The following is a 17,476-nucleotide window of genomic DNA, read 5'->3' on the forward strand; positions in this document are numbered from 1 at the left end:
GTCTCCTGTGAGCGCTCAGTTCTGGCGGTAGAGCTGGCGATGGCGCACCAATACCTGCTCGGCGGCGAATAGCCGCGACAATTGTTCGATGATGTAGACCGAGCGGTGCTGGCCGCCGGTGCAGCCTACGGCTATGGTCAGATAGCTGCGGTTTTCCATGCTGAAACAGGGCAGCCATTTGGCCACCATCTGCTGGATGTCGGTCACCATCTGCTGCACGGCCGGGGTGTGCTGGAAGAAGTCGATGATGGGCTGATCGCGACCGGTGAACGGGCGTAGCTGAGGGTCGTAATAGGGATTGGGCAGGCAGCGCACGTCGAACACGAAATCGGCGTCCTGCGGCAGGCCGTGCTTGAAGCCGAAGGATTCGAAGATCAGCGTTAGTCGGCTGCTGTCGGCGTCGACCAGTTCGCGCACCCAGCTGCGCAAGGCGTTGGCGGACAGCTCGCTGGTGTCGATGCGGGTGCCCAGCTCCATGATCTCGGCCAGCATCTCCTGTTCCAGGCCTATGCTTTCCTCCACCGTGACGTCGGCGCCGGACAGCGGGTGGCGGCGGCGGGTTTCGGAGAAGCGCTTGACCAGGGTGGCGGCGGTGGCTTCCAGGAACAGCAGACGCACGTCCACGCCCTGTGCCTTCAGCTTTTCCATTTCCGCCGGCAGCGCGCCCAGCGACGGACCGGAGCGGGTGTCCACGCTGATGGCGATCTGCTCATAGCCGTAGTCGGCGTACAGCGACATCGCCTCGTGCAGCATGGTGGCAGGCAGATTGTCCACGCAGTAGAAGCCGGCGTCTTCCAGCGCGCGTAGCGCCACCGACTTGCCGGAGCCGGACAGGCCGCTAATCAATATCAGGCGCATTTTCCTGGTCTCTGAGGAAGTTGGTGTGGCGTTCGATGAATTCGCGGGTGCTGTCGATGCCGCGCAGCTGCAGGATGTAGTTGCGCACCGCGGCCTCCACCAGCACCGCCAGGTTGCGGCCGGCGGCCACCGGCAGCACCACCTTGCGGATGGTGACGCCGATGATGTCCTGGGTTTCCGACTGGATATTCAGTCGGTCCAGCGCCTGCATCGCCTGGTCGTTGGCCTTGACCAGGTGGATGATCAGCCGCAGCACCTTCTTCGGCCGCACCGCGGTCTCGCCGAAGATGGTGCGGATATTGAGGATGCCCAGGCCGCGCACTTCCAGGAAGTCGCGCAGCAAGGGCGGGCAACGGCCTTCCAGCGTGTCCGGGCCGATGCGGTACAGCTCCACCGCGTCGTCGGCCACCATGCCGTGGCCGCGGGAAATCAGTTCCAGCGCCAATTCGCTCTTGCCCATCGCCGAATCGCCCATGATCAGCACGCCGATCTCGAACACGTCGAGAAACACGCCGTGCAGCACGGTGGACACCGCCAGCGCCCGCGCCAGATAGATGCGCAGCACATCCATCAGGTAGGGGCTTTCCAGCTTGGTGGTCATCAGCGGGACGTTGTGGGTGTGGCAGTAGTCGCGCAGCAGCTTGGGCACCGGCTGGTCGTTGGCCACCATCACCACCGACATGCTCTTGTGGAACAGCTGGTCCAGCGCGGTCTTGGCGGCGGATTGCTCCAGCCGGTTCAGATAGTCCACCTCGGCGAGGCCCAGCACCTGAACCCGGTTGGGGTGGATGAAATTGAGGTGGCCGACCAGCGCCTGCGTCGGGCGCTGCTCGTCGTTGCCTATCATATTGTCGGCGCCGCCGGTGCCCGCGACCCAGGTCAGGTTGAGCTTCTGCTGGTTTTCCTGGTACAGACGGCGGACGCTGATGCTAGGCATTGGGCACCCAATTATTGAGCAGCTGGTAGAGCTCGTCGCGCGCGGCGGTGCCCAGCATCTGCTCGCGCATCTGGCGGCTGGAGAATAGCTGGGCCAGTTCGGACAGCACTTGCAGATGCAGATCGGTCGCCTGTTCCGGCACCAGCAGCACGAACAGGCACTGCACCGGCTTGCCGTCGGGCGCGTCGAAGGGGATAGGGGTTTTCAGGCGAATGAACACGCCCATCGCGTCCTTCAGGCCGCGCGCGCGGCCGTGCGGAATCGCCACGCCCTGGCCCAGGCCAGTGGAGCCGAGTTTTTCGCGGGCGAACAGACAATCGAAGATTTCGCTGCGCGCGATGCCCCGGGTATTTTCAACCAAGAGGCCAACTTGCTCGAACACGCGTTTCTTGCTGGCGACATCGAGGTCGAGCAGCACGTGTTCGGGAGTCAGGATTTTGCCGATGAGGTTCATATTGGATTATGCATGCGGCTGAGAAAAACCCGGCAATTCTACGTTGCCTTGATAGTACTGAAAACGGGCAAGTGCAAAGAAAAGCGGGAACCCGCAGGCTCCCGCCTTCCAGATCAAGGAATTACAGGCTGGCTTCGGGGGCCGGAGCACGGTGTTCAGACTGCTTTTCCTTGTGTTTCAGCACTTGACGGTCCAGCTTGTCGATCAGCAGATCGATGGCGGCGTACATATCGGACTCGGTGGCTTCCACGTGGATGTCCTTGCCGGACAGATGCACGTTGACTTCAGCTTTTTGCACCAGTTTATCAACAGACAGAGTAACGGAAATGTCGATCACATGGTCGACATGTCGAGTAACGCGCTCCATTTTGGTTTCGACGTATTCGCGCAGGGCGGGAGTTACTTCCAGATGCAGTCCAGTTACTTTGAGGTTCATACCCTAGCTCCTTCTGGTGTTGACAGTCCGGTCGGGTCGGCCGGATCGCTGTATTCTGCCGCCGGGATCACAGCGTCTTGCGCTGGTTGACCGGCGGTATCTGCATGGCTTCACGATACTTGGCTATCGTGCGTCTGGCAACTTGTATTCCCTGCTTGGCCAGCGCTTCGACCAGGGCGCTGTCGGACAACGGTTTGCTTGGCGCTTCGGCGTCGATCAGGCTGCGGATATGGGCCTTGATCGCGGTGGCCGAGCACTCGCCGCCGCTGTCGGTTTCCAGTGAGCTGCCGAAGAAATACTTGAGCTCGAACAGCCCGCGCGGGCACAGCAGGTACTTTTGGGTGGTGACTCGGGAAACCGTGGATTCATGCAGGCCCAGCTCGTCCGCGATGTCGCGCAGAATCAGCGGGCGCATGGCCACTTCACCGTGTTCAAAGAACGATTGCTGCCTGTCAACGATAGCTTCCGCCACTTTCAGGATAGTGTCAAATCGCTGCTGGATGTTCTTCACCAGCCATTTTGCCTCCTGCAGCCGCGAGGACATTTCGCCGTTGCCGCCGCGGTTTTCCGCCAGCAAGCGCGCGTACATCTGGTTGACGCGCAAACGCGGCACGGCGCCGCCGTTGAGCGTCGCCACCCAGCGTCCCTTGCGTTTTTTGACCGAGACATCCGGAATCACGTACTGGGTGTCGCTGGCGCCGAAACCGGCGGTGGGGCGGGGGTTGAGGCGGGCGATCAGCGCCTGGGCTGCGCGCAGCGCGGCGTCGTCCACGCTCAGCAGTTTTTTCAGCCGGGTGTAGTCGCGGTTGCCGAGCAAGGCCAGGTGATCACGGACGATGGCCAGCGCCAGGCCGCGCTGCGGCTCGTCCGGGTCCAGCCGCTGCAGCTGCAGCGCCAGCGCTTCCGGCAGCGAGCGCGCGCCGACGCCGGGCGGATCGAACTGCTGCAGCAGGCGCAGGCCTATCATCAGCTCGTCGGTTTCGACTTCCAGCTCCAGCGGCAGATGGCTGGCGATGTCTTCCAGTTCCTGGCTCAGATAGCCGTCGTCGTCCAGTTCTTCGATCAGCAGCCGGACGATGGCGTGATCGCGCGTCGGCAGCGCCACCTCGCCCAGCTGCGCCAGCAGGTGTTCGCGCAGGCTGACCGGGCAGGGGACGTTGAGCATAGGGTCCAGCTCATCGTCGCCGTCGCCGCGGCGTGCGCCGCTGCCCCAGTCGCTCAGTTCACCGGCCTCGCCGCCGCGCTCGGCCTCGTCGCCGCCGCTTTCTTCGCGGCTTTCCGCCGGGCCGTCCTGCTCCTGACTGGCGGCGCTGTCCGGCGTCTCGCCCTGCGGCGCCTCGTCGCCGCGCTCAAGCAAGGGATTGTCCAGCAGGAAGCGTTCGACCTCGGTCTGCAGGTCGAGCGTGGACATCTGCAGCAGCTTGATCGACTGCTGCAGCTGCGGCGTCAGGGTCAGCTGCTGCGATACCTTGAGCTGAAGGGTCTGTTTCATCGCTTACAGGTGGAAGTGTTCGCCAAGATAGACTTCGCGCACCTTCTCGTTGTTGACCAGTTCTTCCGGCTCGCCGGAGGCGAGCACCGAGCCTTCGCTGATGATGTAGGCGCGGTCGCAGATGCGCAGGGTTTCGCGCACATTGTGGTCGGTGATCAGCACGCCGATGCCGCGCTCCTTCAGGAAGGAGATGATTTTCTGGATGTCGATCACCGCGATCGGGTCGACGCCGGCGAAGGGTTCGTCCAGCAGGATGAAGCGCGGCCGGGTGGCCAGCACGCGGGCGATCTCCACGCGGCGGCGCTCGCCGCCGGACAGCGATAGCGCGCTGCTGTCGCGCAGGTGGCCGATGTTGAGGTCGTCCAGCAGCAGGTCCAGCTCTTTTTCCAGTTCCTTGCCCTTGAGGCCGGACACTTCCAGGATGGCGGCGATGTTTTCCTCCACCGTCATGCGGCGGAAGATGGACGCTTCCTGCGGCAGATAGCCCAGGCCCAGCCGCGCGCGGTGGTGGATGGGATAGTGGGTGATCACCTGGTCGTCGAGGCGAATCTCGCCGTCGTCGGCGCCGATCAGGCCGACGATCATGTAGAAGCTGGTGGTCTTGCCGGCGCCGTTGGGGCCGAGCAGGCCCACCACTTCGCCGCTGGCGATTTCCAGCGCCACGTCCTTGACCACGGTGCGTTTCTTGAAGCGCTTGCGCAGGCGCTCTACCTTGAGCACGCTTGGCGTCATTTGGCGGCTCCGCTGGCGGGTTTGGCCGCGGCCGGCTGCGAGGCGGCGTTCTTGGGCTGCAGGATCACGGTGACGCGGCCCTTGTTGGGACCGGTGGCGGTGCCGCCGGTGACCTGGTAGGTCTCGTTCTGGGTGTTGTAGGTGATCACATTGCCCACCACCAGGTCGCCCTCGCGCTTGACGCGGGCATTGCCGGTCAGCACTGCGAGATTGGCGGCGCTGGTGTAGTCGAGGCGGCTGGACTGGCCTTCCACCCATTCGTTCTTGCCGTCCATCTTCTGGCGGAAGGTGACGATGCGGCCGGTGGCCACCAGGGTCTGGTTGCCTTGCTTGTCCTGGGTGGCGACGACTTTGTCGGCGTTCAGGCGCAGCGTGCCCTGGATCACCACCACATTGCCCTCGCAGGTGGACACGCCCTTGATCTGGTCCATGGTGCAGCCGTTGTCGCTGGTGATTTCCAGCGGCTTGGTGCGGTCGGCCTGCTCCGCGTGGGCGAAGGAGGCGGCCAGCGCCAGGCTGGCCAGCAGGAGACGGAACTTATTTTTCATAAACGATCTTGGTGTGAGACAGCAGGTTCAACAAGCCTGTCTGTTGCTGGTAAACGAAACCCACGGAATTGCCGTGCGACTTGCCATGATAGAACACGGTGGGCGCGGCGGAGCGGGCTATCTTTTTGGCGGTGTCGACATGCATGGCGCTGGTGACGACCTTGGTTTCCGGCTTGTCCGCCATCGGCGGCTGTATCATCACCGCCTTCTTGTCGAAATAGGCCTGCTGGGTCTTGTTGTTGTAGCGGCCGACATCGCCGGTCAGCTGGTATTGCAACACGCCCTGCTGGTACTGGTAGAGTTCGGGGTTTTCGAAGAAGGCGTCGTCCTTGCCCGGGTATTGCCACATGCGGGTGGCGATCAGCCGTTCGTTGAGCTTGCCTTGCGGGTCGAAGCGCGAGGCGGTCAGGTGCTCGGCCACGTATTCGGGCTTGTCCGGGTCCAGTTCGCGGCGATTGCTGTCCCAGCGCGACACCTGGTCCAGCCACACGGTCAACAGGCCGGTCAGGCCGACCAGCAACAGCGGGAACAGCCGGTGGGAGCGCAGCAGCCGGATCATGCCAGATACCTTGCCAGGATGGCGTCGAAGGTGCCTTGGGCTTGCATGATCAGTTCCGCCAGCTCGCGCACCGCGCCCTTGCCGCCGGAACTGCCGGTGACATAGTGGGCGCGCTGGCGCACCAGGGCCGGCGCTTCCGGCACCGCGACGGCCAGGCCGACGCGGGTGATGATGGGCAGGTCGATCAGGTCGTCGCCGATGAACGCGCATTCCTCGGGCTGTAGTTCCAGCCGCTCCAGCAACTCGTTCAACGCGACTTTCTTGTCATGCACGCCGCCATAGTAATGGTCGATCTGCAGCGCGCGGGCGCGGTGTTCCACGCAGCGGTCGGCGCGGCCGGAGATGATGGCCAACTGGACGCCGGTGGATTGCAGCAGGCGCAGGCCCAGGCCGTCCTGCACATTGAAGGATTTGCTTTCCTCGCCGTGGGCGTTGTAGTAGATGCGGCCGTCGGTCATCACGCCGTCCACGTCCATGATCAGCAGCTTGACCTTGCGGGCCTGCTCGAAAATGCTTTGCATGCTTGTCCTTGCTAATGTCGGCGACTCAGATCACGCCGGCCTTGAATAGATCGTGCAGATGCAGCGCGCCTATCAGCTTGTCGCCTTCATCTACGACCAGCAAGCTGGTGATCTTGTTCTGTTCCATCAGGAATACCGCCTCGGTGGCCAGTTTCTTCGGGCCTATGGTGCGCGGCGAGCGGCTCATCACCTGATCGATGCTCAGATCGTAAAGATTGGCGGAGCGCTCCAGCGTGCGGCGCAGGTCGCCGTCGGTGTAAACGCCCAGCAGGGTGTCGTCGTCGGCGCAGATGGCCAGCATGCCCAGGCGCTTGCGCGACAGCTCCAGCAGCGCGTCCTTCAGCGGGGTGCCCGGCGCCACCCGCGGCAATTCATCGCCGCTGTGCATGATGTCGGATACGTGGACCAGCAGCTTGCGCCCCAGGCTGCCGCCCGGGTGGGACAGCGCGAAATCGCCCTGGCCGAAGCCGCGCGCGTCCATCAGCGTCACCGCCAAGGCGTCGCCCAGCGCCATCTGCACCGTGGTGCTGGTGGTTGGGGCCAGGCCCAGCGGACAGGCTTCCTTCTCCACATGAGCGTCCAGATGGATGTCGGCCTCCTGCGCCATGGTGGAGCCTTCGCGGCCGGTCATGCAGATCAGGCGCACGCCCTTGCGTCGCAAGGCCGGCAGCAGCGCGATGATTTCGTCGCTCTCGCCGGAGTTGGACAGCGCCAGCACGATGTCCTGGGCGGTGATCATACCGAGGTCGCCGTGGGCGGCTTCGCCCGGGTGCACAAAGAAGGCCGGCGTGCCGGTGCTGGCCAGCGTGGCGGCGATCTTGCGCGCCACGTGGCCGGACTTGCCCATGCCGGTGATCACCAGGCGTCCGGCGCTGGCCAGGATCAGGTCCACGGCGGCGAGAAAATCGCCGTTCAGGCGGCGGGACAGCGTGGTGAGGGCTTCGGACTCGATCTGCAGGACTTCCCGGGCCAGTTGGAGCCGGGACGGAGCTTGTACTTTTTCCATAATTCGAAAGTATATCAAAGGTTATAATCGCTGAACGCAGGCTGGTGCATCTTTTGCTTGGCATGTGTTAAAAATTGCAGTCTTTTCCCTTTCTCTAGCTTCAGGAGCCCCGCCGCGCGATGCATTCGTCACTAGCCCCTATCGTCTTGGTTCTGCTGGCCGCGGTGCTGTCGGTGACCTTGTGCCGCAGCCTGAAAGTGCCGGCCATGCTCGGTTATCTGGTGGTGGGCTTTCTGACCGGCCCCGGCGTGATGAATCTGATCCCGCAAGGCGAGGAAACCGCCTTTCTCGGCGAAATCGGCATCGTTTTCATGATGTTCTCCATCGGCCTGGAGTTCTCCCTGCCCAAGCTGCGCGCGATGCGGCAGCTGGTGTTCGGCGTCGGCTTCGGCCAGGTGGCGGCCACCATGCTGCTGGTGGGCCTGGCGGTGGGCTGGCTCAGCGGTAGTCCGTTGACAGGCTTCGCCGTCGGCGGCGCGCTGGCGATGTCGTCCACCGCCATCGTCAGCAAGCTCTTGAACGAACGCCTGGAGTTGAACCAGGCCCACGGCCAGCTGGCCATCGGCGTGCTGCTGTTCCAGGACATCGCGGTGGTGCCCTTGCTGATCCTATTCCCGGCCTTCGCCGGCGGCAGCGATACCTTGTGGATGGACCTGGGCCTGGCGGCGCTGAAGGTGGTGGTGGTGCTGGCCTTGCTGCTGTTCTTCGGACAGCGCCTGCTGCGGCCGTGGTTCCATCTGGTGGCGCGCCAGCGCTCCGGCGAGCTGTTCATGATCAATGTGCTGCTGGTGACGCTGGGCGTGGCCTGGCTGACCGAGTTGTCCGGTCTGTCGCTGGCCTTGGGCGCCTTCGTCGCCGGCATGCTGATTTCGGAAACTGAATACCGCTATCAGGTGGAGGAGGACATCCGGCCGTTCCGCGACATCCTGCTGGGCTTCTTCTTCGTCACCGTCGGCATGAAGCTGGAACTGACGGTGCTGTTCGAGCGTTTCGGCGAAGTGCTGCTGATGCTGGCCCTGCTGCTGCCGATCAAGGTGGCGGTGGTGTTCGGCGTGGCGCGCGGCTTCCGCCACAAGTCCAATGAGTCCATGCGCGCCGCGCTGGCGCTGGCCCAGGGTGGCGAATTCGGCTTCGTGCTGCTGGCGCTGGCCCTTAACCTGCACCTGGTGCCGGCCGGCACCGCTCAGGCGGCGATCGCCGCGATTCTGATCTCGATGCTGATCGCGCCCTTCCTGATCCTGTACGGCGACAAGATCACCCGCCGCTTGATCAAGCAGGATTGGATGTTCCAGGCGCTGGACCTGCACCACATGCTGGTGGAGAGCATGTCCAAGAACGATCACGTGGTGATCTGCGGCTACGGCCGCAGCGGCCAGGCGCTGGCGCGCTTGCTGGAGGCGGAGGAGATTCCGTTCTTCGCGCTGGACATGGACCCGGAGCGGGTGCGCGAGGCCGGCGAGGCCGGAGATCCGGTGGTGTTCGGCGACGCCGGCAAGCACGAGGTGCTGGTGGCGGCCGGCTTGATGCGCGCCAAGGCGGTGGTGGTGACTTTCGCCGATACCCACGCGGCCTTGCGTATTTTGAGTTCGGTGGAGCATGCGCGGCCGGGGCTGCCGGTGATCGTGCGCACCGTGGACGATAGCGATATGGATCAGCTGCGCCACGCCGGAGCCGACGAGGTGGTGGCCGAGGTGATGGAGGGCAGCCTGATGCTGGCCTCGCAGGCGCTGTTGGTGGTCGGCGTGCCGCCGAGCCGGGTGGTGCGCCGCATCCGCGCGGTGCGCGAGGAGCGCTACGGTCTGTTCCGTGGCTTTTTCCGCGGCGCCAGCGACGAGGGCGAGGGCATGGACGAGGCGCTGGTGCCGCGGCTGCAGAGCGTTCAGGTCTGCACCGGCGCGGCGGCGGTGGGACAGCCTTTGGCCAGCCTGCATCTGCGGGATCTGGGCGTGGAATTGAAGGCGATCCGCCGCCAGCGGGTGCGGCGCACCGATTTCGACGACAGCTTCGAGGTGGAGCAGGGCGACGCGCTGGTGTTGCTGGGCACGCCGGAGCAGCTGGCGTTGGCCGAGTACCGGATTCTACAGGGGGAATAAGGTCCGGCGGGCGAACGTCGAACGGCCCTCGCGGCGTGAGCCGCGGGGGCCGTTCGTCTTGATGCTGTTGTCGGGCGTTAAGGCAGGATGGTGGTGATCTGCTTCTGCAACTGCTGCTTCAGCGCCTGCTGTTTTTCCACCTCGGTCTTCTTGCCCTTGACCATGGCGTTGAAGTCCAGCGCGTAGACCGGCGCGTTCAGCGGGCCGGTGATCTTCAGCGGCACGTTGACGCCCTTGAGGCGGGCGAAGGCCAGCGGGTTGGCCTGCACGTCCATGGTGTAGTCGACGATGCTCTGCTTCAGGTCTATCTTGCCGCCGCCGCCGACATTCATCAGTTGCGAGGCTAGTTTCAGGTCCTGGCTGCGCGCCACGCCCTTGTCCAGGCGGAAGCTGCTGGACAGTGTGGCGAAGGTGGTTTTCTGGTCGTTCTGCGCGGCGCTGTTCCACTCCTTCAGCTCGGCCGGCAGGTTCTTCAGCGCCGCCACCAGGTCGATGCCGGTCAGCGCGCCGTTGTTCAGGCTCATCTGCACATTGCCGCTCAGGGTGTTGCGTAGCTGAGCGAAGGATTTGCCGTCGGCGTTGATGTCTATCTTGCCGTTGCCCTTGCCGTCCAGGCGGCTGAAGTTGAACAGGTCCACCAGCAGGGGACGGATTTTCATGCCCTGCAGCGTCTGGTTCACCTTCAGCTGCGGCACGTCGCGGCGGCTGAGGCTGGCGTCGCCCTGCAAGCGGCCCTCGTAGATGTCGGCCGACATCTGGTCCAGTTCCAGTTCGCGAGGGTTGATGCGCACATTGCTGCTGATCTGCTTGACGCGGAAGCGCCCGACAGCCAGTTCGCCAATCGCCACCTTGCCGGTGAGGTCGAACAGGTCCAGCCAGTCCAACGGGATATCGCCGGTGTTCTGGAAGATGGCCACCGGATCGCCCTTGCTTTCCGGCAGGTAGCGGTTCAGGTCCAGCCGGCCCACCGATACCGTGGCCTCGTGGCGCGGCTTGATCAGGCCGTACTGGCTGACGGTGACCGCCAGGTCGGAACCGTCCATCTTGCCGGCGACGCGCAGATTGAAGCGCGGTTCGTCCAGATCGCCGTCGAGCGCGCCGTCCATGGTGGAGACCAGCTTGCCGCGCGGCAACAGCGGGGTGGTGATGGAGGAGGTCAGCGCCAAGGGCTGCATCCGCAATTGGTTCATGCCGGCCAGCGACAGCGGCGCGTTGAGCTTGACATTGACCTTGGTGGAGCCGGCAAGCCAGTTGAAATCGCCGTGCAGCTTGTCGGCGTACAGGCCGGCTTCGTTGAGCTTGAGGTTTTCCAGTGTGGCTTCCAGTTGGTACTGGCTGCGCGCGTAGCTGAGCTTGGCGCTCAACTGGCCGGAGGGCATGGTGAATTCGTCGAAGCTGGCGTTGATCTGCGGCAGGGTCAGATGGACTTCGCTGCTGGGGCGCTCGCTGCTGAAGGCGAGCGCCACATTGCTGCCGGTGGCTTGCAGCGTGGCGAAGTTGAGCTTGTACTGTCCGCTGATGGTGAGCTTGCTCTCGCCCAGGCCCGGCACCTGGGTCATCGCCACCGCGTCCAGTTCTTCCAGGCTGACCTGGTCGTCCTGGATGGACAGCGGGGTGTTGACCGCCAAGCGCACCGGGCGCGAACCCTGTTCCAGAATGGCCCCGGCGCTGAGGCTGGCGCCCCCCAGCAGGTTGTCGGCATCCAGGCTGATGCTGGCGACGCGGCTGTCGGTGCGGGTCATCTGGTCGGACAGCACCAGGGTGCCCTCGCGTATCTTCAGCGTGTCCAGCTTGATGGAGAAACTGCTCTGGCTGTGGCGCTGGAACAGATCGGCGATGGACAGCCGGCCTTCCTGGTCGCGACTGATATTGGCGCTGGGACCGTACAGCGCCACCGAGCGCACTTCGCGGTTGCCGAACAGCAGCGGCCACCAGCCCAGGCCGACACGGAGTTCCTCGACGCGGGCGAACGGCGTTTGTTGTCCCGGCTCGGAGACGGAAAGCTTCTCGATCTGCACGCCGGGGGATGGGAATAGAGTGGGGGTGACGCGGCCTTCTATGCTGATCACGCGACCGGTGTCTTGCAAGGCGTGCGACAGTGTGGTGCGCACCTGGGCTTCGTCGAATTGCCAATAGATCAGCGATTGCACCAAGACGGCCACCGCCAGTAGCGCGGTGAGGCTGTAAACAGCGATGCGTAGCCACAGCCGGCCGGAATTCAATTTCATTGGTGGGTGCTCGGATGGGCCATGCCGGCGGATTGATCTAGGTTACTTGATTGCGGAAGCGGACTGGAGCGGGTGAAGGGAATCGAACCCTCGTCGTAAGCTTGGGAAGCTTCTGCTCTACCATTGAGCTACACCCGCGCGTTTTCGGCTAGAGCGCCCGAATGTAGCGTTTTTTGCCCGGCTTGGCAAGGTTTGGCGGCGGCGCGCGGGCGTCGCCGCGCTAAGGGCTTGATAAAAAAGAGCACGGTTTCAAGCGCCGGCGCGCAGCCTGCCGAGCAAGGCTGCCAACTGGTCGGTGGCCTGGCCCCAGCCGCTGGCGAAGCCCATCGCCTCATGCTCGCGCAGATCGGCTTCGGTCCAGTGCAAGACCTCGGCATGATAATGGGTCTTGCCGTCGCAGGGTTGGAATTCCAGCGTCACGGTCATGAAGGGCTTGGCCGATGGCAGCCACGCTTCGGTGTAGGCGTCGGTGAACACCAGGCGGCGTCCAGGCTGCACTTCCAGATAGACGCCGCGGTTGGGAAACTCCTGCCCGTCGGGACTGCGCATCACCACCAGGCTGGAGCCGCCGGGCCGGACGTCCAGTTCGGCCGCCGTCACCGTCCATGGCCGCGGAGTGAACCATTGGCATAGCAATTCGGGGTCGGTCCAGGCGCGGTAGACCTGTTCCGGCGGGGCGTCGATCAAGCGTTCCAGCGTCAGTCGATAGGGGCCGTTGGCGTGGCTCATGACGTGCCTTTCGGGTGGGGTATCGGCTCAGATTAGTTCTTCGTCATGAGCTTCGCAATCCCGCAGCTGGAATTTGCCGGCGCAGCGCCCGCGCCAGCCGCGCGACGCCTTGCTCCAGTTGTTCCGCTTCCAGCGCGCCAAAGCCCAGGCGCAGCGCCGGAATGTCGCCGCCGTCGCCGCTGAAGGCGCCGCCGGGCAGCGCCTTGACGCCGGCTTCGGCGGCATCGGCCAGCAGGCGCCGCATATCGGTCCACGGCGGCAGTCGCAACCACAGCGCGAGCCCGCCTTCCGGCAGGGTGTAGTTGGCGAGGCCGGCCAGCTCCCGGTCCAACGCGGCGGCCAGCGTTTGCCGGCGCGTGGCGTAGACTCGCAGCGCGCGGCGGATGTGGCGTTTCAGTTCGCCGCTGTGCATCAGTTCCGCCACCGCCAGCTCGGTGACGGCGTTGCCCTGGCGGTCTATCAGCATGATGTCGGCGGCGCAGCGTTCGATGATGGCGGGCTCGGCCACCATATAACCGACGCGCAGGCCCGGCGCCAGCACCTTGGACAGCGAGCCGACATAGATGATGCGTTCGGCGGCGTCCAGGCTGGCCATCGGCAGCACCGGGCTGCGGCTGAAGTGGAATTCGTGGTCGTAGTCGTCTTCGATGATGGTGAAACCGTAATGGTACGACAGCGCCAGTAATTGCAGCCGGCGTTCGGCCGGCATCATCAAGGTGGTCGGATACTGGTGGTGCGGCGTCAGGTAGACGGCCTTGACCGGCTGGCTCAGACACAGCCGCTCCAGCGCGTCCGGCCGCATGCCGGCCGCGTCCTGCTCCACGTCCAGCGGCCGCGCGCCCAGGGAGCGGAAGGCCTCGCGCGCCGGCGGGTAGCTAAGCGCGTCCAGCGCCACCGCGTCGCCGGGGCGCAGCAGCGCGCGGCCGGCCAGATAGATGCCCATCTGGCTGCCGCGCACCACGCAGATGCGCTCGGCGTCGGCATTGAGGCCGCGTTCCATGTCCAGCATTTCCGCCAGCGCCTGGCGCAGCCCCAGCTCGCCGCGCGGGTCGCCGTACGCCAGCCGTCCGGCGCGGGCGGCGGCGATCAGCGCGCGGCGGTAGGCGCGACCCAGCACATCGAAGGGAATCAGCCGCGAATCCGGCACCCCGTCGCCAAAGTCGATGAAGCGGCTTTCGGCCCTTGTCGTGGCCTGAGCAATGCGCGCTACGGCCGGTGTCGGGCGCGGCGACAGCAGCGGCAGGGTCGGCGCGACGAAGGTGCCGCGCCGACCCTGCGTCAGCAGCCAGCCCTGCGCCGCCAGTTCCTCATAGGCCAGCACCGCGGTCTTGCGGTTGATCCCCAGTTGCGCCGCCAGTTCGCGGCTGCCCGGCAGCGACGCGCCCGGCGGCAAGCGGCCGCGCTGGATGTCGGCGCTGATCTGCTGAGCGATCTGCAGATGGGCCGGCAGGCCGCCGCTTCGATCCAGGCTTAATTGCAAATCCCATTTGCGCAGCATGCGTGTTCCCCTTGTCGCCGTTTTTATTTCTGGACCATCAATATTATCAAAACTGGATGTTTTTGCTGGTCCAGTGTCGGCTTAAAGTGGCCGGGACAGATATTCAAGGAGCGGCAAATGACACAACAGGCAAACAGCGGCGCGTGCCGCTACCGGCTGGCGGCGATAGAGCGACTGGGGCGCGAGGTGCGCGGCTTGCGGCTGGAATGCGCGGATGCGGCGCCGCTGCGCTTTCAGAGCGGACAGTTCGTCGCGGTGACCACGCCGGGTGGGCTGCGGCGCAGTTATTCAATGGCGGCCGCGCCCAGCGCCGATGGCGGCATCGAGTTGCATGTGCGTCTGCAGCCCGGCGGCGAGTTTTCCGAATGGCTGCGCTGCGACGCGCGGCCGGGCGACGCGCTATGGCTGGAGGGGCCGCACGGCGATTGCGTGTGGCGCGACGATGCCGGCGCGGCGCAAACGCTGATGTTGGCGACCGGCACCGGCATCGCGCCGTTGCGGGCGATGTTGCAGTCGGGGCCGGACAGGGTTGGGCGGCCGCCGATCGCGCTCTATTGGGGAGGGCGCACCGAGGATGAGCTGTATCTGTTCGACGAGCTGAGGGCCTGGGAGCGCGAGCGGCCGGATTTCCGTTTCGAGCCAGTGCTGTCCGAGGCCGGGCCGGGCTGGAACGGCCGGCGCGGTTTCGTGCAGCAGGCGGCGGCCGAGGATTTTCCCTGTTTGCGCGCGGCGGAGGTATACGCCTGCGGCGCGCCGGCGATGGTCGCCGCGGCCAGGCAATTGCTGACGCGGCAGCGCGGGCTGCCGGAACAGCGTTTCCTGGCCGACGCCTTCCTGGCGGCTGCGCCGGCGCCGGTCGCGACTGAATCGATGGCGCTGCGGGTGCGCGCCGCGGACGGAGAGGAGATGCGGCTGGAAGTGGCCGCCGCCGGCAGCCTGATGCAGGCGCTGGCCGCGGCTGGGCTGATGCGCGGCGTCTGCGGCGGGCAGGCCTCGTGCGGCACTTGCCTGGTTCGCGTCGAGCAAGACGGGCTGGCGCGCTTGCAGGCGATGGAGCGCGCGGAGCGTCGGCTGCTGGCGGCGCTGGAGCTGTCGGAGGCGGACGACGGCCGCTGCCGGCTGGCCTGCCAGATCGCCTTGCAACCGTGCTTGCACGGTTTGGCGGTGGAGATTTCCGGGTAGGCGATCGCCTGCCCGCATTCAAGCAAAGGAGCATGAAATGGAAGCAAGCATTGAACGATCGGCCTTGGAGGGCGTGGGCCCGGCCTTCGATCCGCAGCAATTGATGGCGGTGCGCGACATGACCCGGCAGGCGATCGCCTTGATCGCCGCGGCGATGCGGCCGGGCATGTTGGAAGAGGACGCGGTGGAGCTGGCCAAGGACATCCTGGCTGAGCGCGGCATGTTGCGCGGCTGGCACGATGTCTACGTGCGCTTTGGCCGTAATACGCTGAAGACTTTCGGCACGGCGTCCGATCCTGGCGTGCGCCTGGGCGAGGACGATATTTTCTTCATCGACATCGGCCCGGTATGGAAGCAGTGGGAGGGCGACGGCGGCGACAGTTTCGTCACCGGCTCCGATCCGGAAATGGCGCGTTGCGCCGGCGACGCCCGCGCCATTTTCCACGAGGTGAGGCGCAAATGGGCGAGCGAGGGCTGTAGCGGGCGCGAGCTGTACCGCTTTGCCGAGGCCTGCGCCGCCGGTCGTGGCTGGGAACTGAACCTGGACCTGTCCGGCCACCGGCTGGCGGACTTCCCGCACGCGGCCATCCATGAAGGGCCGTTGGCGGAGGTGGACTTCACGCCGGCGCGCATGCTGTGGGTGCTGGAAATCCACATCCGCCATCCATCGCGGCCCTTCGGCGCTTTCTTCGAGGACATGTTGTTGGAGGATGGCTGTTTCGCCGAGTGAGGGCTGCCTAGATCTTGTTTACAAGCCCAGCTCGCTCAGGCCGGGATGACCGTCCGGCCTGCGCCCCAGCGGCCAGTGGAACAGGCGCTCGTCCTCGCGGATGGGCAGATCGTTGATGCAGGCGTAGCGGCGCTGCATCAGGCCGTCGGCGGCGAACTCCCAGTTCTCGTTGCCGTAGGAGCGGAACCACTGGCCGCTCTCGTCCCGCCATTCGTAGGCGAAGCGCACCGCGATGCGCGCGCCGTCGTGGGCCCATAATTCCTTGATCAGCCGGTATTCGTGTTCGCGCCGCCATTTTCGGCTGAGGAACTCGATGATCTGCGCGCGGCCGCGCGGGAATTCGGCGCGGTTGCGCCACTGGCTGTCCTCGGTATAGGCCTGGGCCACGCGAGCTGGATCGCGGCTGTTCCAGCCGTCTTCGGCCAGGCGGACCTTGAGCATGGCGCTGTCGCGATCGAAGGGCGGCAGCGGCGGGCGGAGTTCTGGTGCGTGCATGAGGATGTTCCTGTCTGGTGAGGGAAGGCGGCCAGTGTGCGCCGCGCCGGTGGCCGGCGGAATCCCTGCGGCGGGTAATGCTGTGTTGCGCCTGGCGGAAGAATGGGCCGGGCGCGGGCTGGCGCGCCGCTCGCGCTTGAGGCAGACTGCCGGGCTGGGGCGCTCCGCCGATCTTGCCGAATCCACGCCGTGAACAAATACAGCCAAATCTTTTCCGACATCGTCGCCGACATCGACAACCAGCGTTATCAGCAGGGCGACCGCATTCCTTCCGAAACCGAGCTGATGCACAGCTACGAGGCCAGCCGCGGCACGGTGCGCAAGGCGGTGGACATGCTGCAGGAACGCGGCTATGTGCAGAAGATCCACGGCAAGGGCGTGTTCGTGCTGCGCTCCGGCAATATCGAGTTCCAGCTCAGCGGCATCGTCAGCTTCAAGGAGGCTCACCAGCATCTGGGCCGCCGAGTCAGCTCTCGAGTGGCGGAGATGGAGACGGTGCCGGCCGATGCGCAACTGGCGCGGCTGCTGGACGTGCGCGAGAAAACCCCGCTGCTCAAGATCAAGCGGGTGCGCAATATCGACAATGAAAACGTGATCCTGGACATCAATTACTTTGTCGCCAGCCTGGTGCCGGGCCTGGACCGCGAAGCCGCCGCCGGGTCTATCTACGACTTCATCGAGCGGCGGCTGGGCCTGAACATCAGCTATGCGCAGCGGGTGATAGAGGCGCAGCCATGCAGCGAGGATGACCGCCGCTACCTGGACCTGAACGGCATGGACCATGTGATCGTGGTCAAGAACCACACTCATCTCTACGATGGCCGTCAGTTCGAATACACCGAGTCTCGCCACCGGCTGGATAAATTCTTCTTTTCCGACGTGGCCCGCCGCAAATAAGCGGCCGGCGTCCCATTCCGCCGCGGCGTCCCGGCCGCGGCACGGCTTTGTGCCGTTCGCCATTCCCTCCCTTTTGCCGTT

Annotated in this window: 18 protein-coding genes and 1 tRNA gene; 4 read left to right on the forward strand and 15 right to left on the reverse strand. The window is 65.1% G+C overall.

From position 1 onward, the window contains the following. Nucleotides 1-15 precede the first annotated feature (15 nt). From rapZ to VI26_RS05390, 10 genes are all read right to left on the reverse strand, one after another. On the reverse strand, nucleotides 16-858 hold the full coding sequence (gene rapZ / locus VI26_RS05345) for an RNase adapter RapZ (protein ID WP_048408728.1): 843 nt from the start codon (nucleotides 856-858) through the stop codon (nucleotides 16-18). Next, nucleotides 839-1,795, reverse strand: coding sequence for an HPr(Ser) kinase/phosphatase (gene hprK / locus VI26_RS05350; RefSeq protein ID WP_019104261.1), 957 nt, complete (start codon nucleotides 1,793-1,795; stop codon nucleotides 839-841). The genes rapZ and hprK overlap by 20 nt, the downstream gene beginning before the upstream one ends. Further along, nucleotides 1,788-2,249, reverse strand: coding sequence for a PTS IIA-like nitrogen regulatory protein PtsN (ptsN, locus tag VI26_RS05355; RefSeq protein ID WP_048408729.1), 462 nt, complete (start codon nucleotides 2,247-2,249; stop codon nucleotides 1,788-1,790). Before ptsN ends, hprK begins: the two co-directional genes overlap by 8 nt. A gap of 121 nt (nucleotides 2,250-2,370) precedes the next feature. Beyond that, on the reverse strand, nucleotides 2,371-2,685 hold the full coding sequence (gene hpf, locus VI26_RS05360) for a ribosome hibernation-promoting factor, HPF/YfiA family (protein WP_019104259.1): 315 nt from the start codon (nucleotides 2,683-2,685) through the stop codon (nucleotides 2,371-2,373). Between the two features lie 67 nt (nucleotides 2,686-2,752). Further along, nucleotides 2,753-4,177: an RNA polymerase factor sigma-54 gene (locus VI26_RS05365; RefSeq protein WP_048408730.1), complete on the reverse strand. Its 1,425-nt coding sequence runs from the start codon at nucleotides 4,175-4,177 to the stop codon at nucleotides 2,753-2,755. A 3-nt stretch (nucleotides 4,178-4,180) separates the two neighbouring features. Beyond that, complete coding sequence (gene lptB / locus VI26_RS05370) at nucleotides 4,181-4,909, reverse strand: LPS export ABC transporter ATP-binding protein (protein WP_048408731.1); 729 nt, start codon at nucleotides 4,907-4,909, stop codon at nucleotides 4,181-4,183. Continuing rightward, nucleotides 4,906-5,457: a lipopolysaccharide transport periplasmic protein LptA gene (gene lptA / locus VI26_RS05375; protein WP_048408732.1), complete on the reverse strand. Its 552-nt coding sequence runs from the start codon at nucleotides 5,455-5,457 to the stop codon at nucleotides 4,906-4,908. Before lptA ends, lptB begins: the two co-directional genes overlap by 4 nt. Next, nucleotides 5,447-6,016: an LPS export ABC transporter periplasmic protein LptC gene (lptC, locus tag VI26_RS05380; protein ID WP_048408733.1), complete on the reverse strand. Its 570-nt coding sequence runs from the start codon at nucleotides 6,014-6,016 to the stop codon at nucleotides 5,447-5,449. Before lptC ends, lptA begins: the two co-directional genes overlap by 11 nt. Continuing rightward, the gene (kdsC, locus tag VI26_RS05385) at nucleotides 6,013-6,537 is read right to left on the reverse strand and encodes a 3-deoxy-manno-octulosonate-8-phosphatase KdsC (protein WP_048408734.1); all 525 of its coding nucleotides are present in this window, start codon (nucleotides 6,535-6,537) and stop codon (nucleotides 6,013-6,015) included. Before kdsC ends, lptC begins: the two co-directional genes overlap by 4 nt. Nucleotides 6,538-6,562: 25 nt before the next feature. Next, on the reverse strand, nucleotides 6,563-7,543 hold the full coding sequence (locus tag VI26_RS05390; protein WP_048408735.1) for a KpsF/GutQ family sugar-phosphate isomerase: 981 nt from the start codon (nucleotides 7,541-7,543) through the stop codon (nucleotides 6,563-6,565). Between the two features lie 119 nt (nucleotides 7,544-7,662). On the opposite strand from VI26_RS05390, the gene VI26_RS05395 reads away from it, so the two are divergent. Next, nucleotides 7,663-9,636, forward strand: a complete 1,974-nt coding sequence (locus VI26_RS05395; protein WP_048408736.1) for a cation:proton antiporter — start codon at nucleotides 7,663-7,665, stop codon at nucleotides 9,634-9,636. Nucleotides 9,637-9,713: 77 nt separating this feature from the next. Here VI26_RS05395 and VI26_RS05400 read toward each other — a convergent pair whose 3' ends face one another. From VI26_RS05400 to VI26_RS05415, 4 genes are all read right to left on the reverse strand, one after another. Further along, complete coding sequence (locus tag VI26_RS05400) at nucleotides 9,714-11,864, reverse strand: AsmA family protein (protein WP_048408737.1); 2,151 nt, start codon at nucleotides 11,862-11,864, stop codon at nucleotides 9,714-9,716. Between the two features lie 64 nt (nucleotides 11,865-11,928). After that, nucleotides 11,929-12,002, reverse strand: a tRNA-Gly gene (locus VI26_RS05405). Between the two features lie 111 nt (nucleotides 12,003-12,113). Next, nucleotides 12,114-12,593, reverse strand: coding sequence for an SRPBCC family protein (locus VI26_RS05410; protein ID WP_048408738.1), 480 nt, complete (start codon nucleotides 12,591-12,593; stop codon nucleotides 12,114-12,116). A gap of 43 nt (nucleotides 12,594-12,636) precedes the next feature. Beyond that, the gene (locus VI26_RS05415) at nucleotides 12,637-14,091 is read right to left on the reverse strand and encodes a PLP-dependent aminotransferase family protein (RefSeq protein ID WP_048408739.1); all 1,455 of its coding nucleotides are present in this window, start codon (nucleotides 14,089-14,091) and stop codon (nucleotides 12,637-12,639) included. A gap of 117 nt (nucleotides 14,092-14,208) precedes the next feature. On the opposite strand from VI26_RS05415, the gene VI26_RS05420 reads away from it, so the two are divergent. Both VI26_RS05420 and VI26_RS05425 read left to right on the forward strand, forming a co-directional pair. Further along, entirely contained in the window at nucleotides 14,209-15,273 is a 1,065-nt protein-coding gene (locus tag VI26_RS05420) for an FAD-binding oxidoreductase (protein WP_053074240.1), read from the forward strand. 37 nt (nucleotides 15,274-15,310) lie between these two features. After that, the gene (locus tag VI26_RS05425) at nucleotides 15,311-16,003 is read left to right on the forward strand and encodes a M24 family metallopeptidase (RefSeq protein WP_048408740.1); all 693 of its coding nucleotides are present in this window, start codon (nucleotides 15,311-15,313) and stop codon (nucleotides 16,001-16,003) included. 18 nt (nucleotides 16,004-16,021) lie between these two features. Here VI26_RS05425 and VI26_RS05430 read toward each other — a convergent pair whose 3' ends face one another. Continuing rightward, a complete protein-coding gene (locus VI26_RS05430; RefSeq protein WP_048408741.1) occupies nucleotides 16,022-16,498 on the reverse strand; it encodes a nuclear transport factor 2 family protein in 477 nt (158 codons plus the stop codon). Nucleotides 16,499-16,687: 189 nt separating this feature from the next. Between VI26_RS05430 and treR the strand changes: the two genes are divergently transcribed. Beyond that, nucleotides 16,688-17,395 (forward strand): trehalose operon repressor, encoded by a 708-nt coding sequence (gene treR, locus VI26_RS05435; protein ID WP_048408742.1) that lies wholly within the window; start codon nucleotides 16,688-16,690, stop codon nucleotides 17,393-17,395. The last annotated feature ends 81 nt before the right edge of the window (nucleotides 17,396-17,476 follow it).

It is taken from the genome of Chromobacterium sp. LK1, from assembly GCF_001043555.1.
Lineage (GTDB): Bacteria > Pseudomonadota > Gammaproteobacteria > Burkholderiales > Chromobacteriaceae > Chromobacterium > Chromobacterium aquaticum.

Coding starts and splice junctions, on each gene's coding strand:
- rapZ (WP_048408728.1), bottom strand. CDS start 858: ATGCGCCTGATATTGATTAGCGGCCTGTCCGGCTCCGGCAAGTCGGTG.
- hprK (WP_019104261.1), bottom strand. CDS start 1,795: ATGCCTAGCATCAGCGTCCGCCGTCTGTACCAGGAAAACCAGCAGAAG.
- ptsN (WP_048408729.1), bottom strand. CDS start 2,249: ATGAACCTCATCGGCAAAATCCTGACTCCCGAACACGTGCTGCTCGAC.
- hpf (WP_019104259.1), bottom strand. CDS start 2,685: ATGAACCTCAAAGTAACTGGACTGCATCTGGAAGTAACTCCCGCCCTG.
- VI26_RS05365 (WP_048408730.1), bottom strand. CDS start 4,177: ATGAAACAGACCCTTCAGCTCAAGGTATCGCAGCAGCTGACCCTGACG.
- lptB (WP_048408731.1), bottom strand. CDS start 4,909: ATGACGCCAAGCGTGCTCAAGGTAGAGCGCCTGCGCAAGCGCTTCAAG.
- lptA (WP_048408732.1), bottom strand. CDS start 5,457: ATGAAAAATAAGTTCCGTCTCCTGCTGGCCAGCCTGGCGCTGGCCGCC.
- lptC (WP_048408733.1), bottom strand. CDS start 6,016: ATGATCCGGCTGCTGCGCTCCCACCGGCTGTTCCCGCTGTTGCTGGTC.
- kdsC (WP_048408734.1), bottom strand. CDS start 6,537: ATGCAAAGCATTTTCGAGCAGGCCCGCAAGGTCAAGCTGCTGATCATG.
- VI26_RS05390 (WP_048408735.1), bottom strand. CDS start 7,543: ATGGAAAAAGTACAAGCTCCGTCCCGGCTCCAACTGGCCCGGGAAGTC.
- VI26_RS05395 (WP_048408736.1), top strand. CDS start 7,663: ATGCATTCGTCACTAGCCCCTATCGTCTTGGTTCTGCTGGCCGCGGTG.
- VI26_RS05400 (WP_048408737.1), bottom strand. CDS start 11,864: ATGAAATTGAATTCCGGCCGGCTGTGGCTACGCATCGCTGTTTACAGC.
- VI26_RS05410 (WP_048408738.1), bottom strand. CDS start 12,593: ATGAGCCACGCCAACGGCCCCTATCGACTGACGCTGGAACGCTTGATC.
- VI26_RS05415 (WP_048408739.1), bottom strand. CDS start 14,091: ATGCTGCGCAAATGGGATTTGCAATTAAGCCTGGATCGAAGCGGCGGC.
- VI26_RS05420 (WP_053074240.1), top strand. CDS start 14,209: ATGACACAACAGGCAAACAGCGGCGCGTGCCGCTACCGGCTGGCGGCG.
- VI26_RS05425 (WP_048408740.1), top strand. CDS start 15,311: ATGGAAGCAAGCATTGAACGATCGGCCTTGGAGGGCGTGGGCCCGGCC.
- VI26_RS05430 (WP_048408741.1), bottom strand. CDS start 16,498: ATGCACGCACCAGAACTCCGCCCGCCGCTGCCGCCCTTCGATCGCGAC.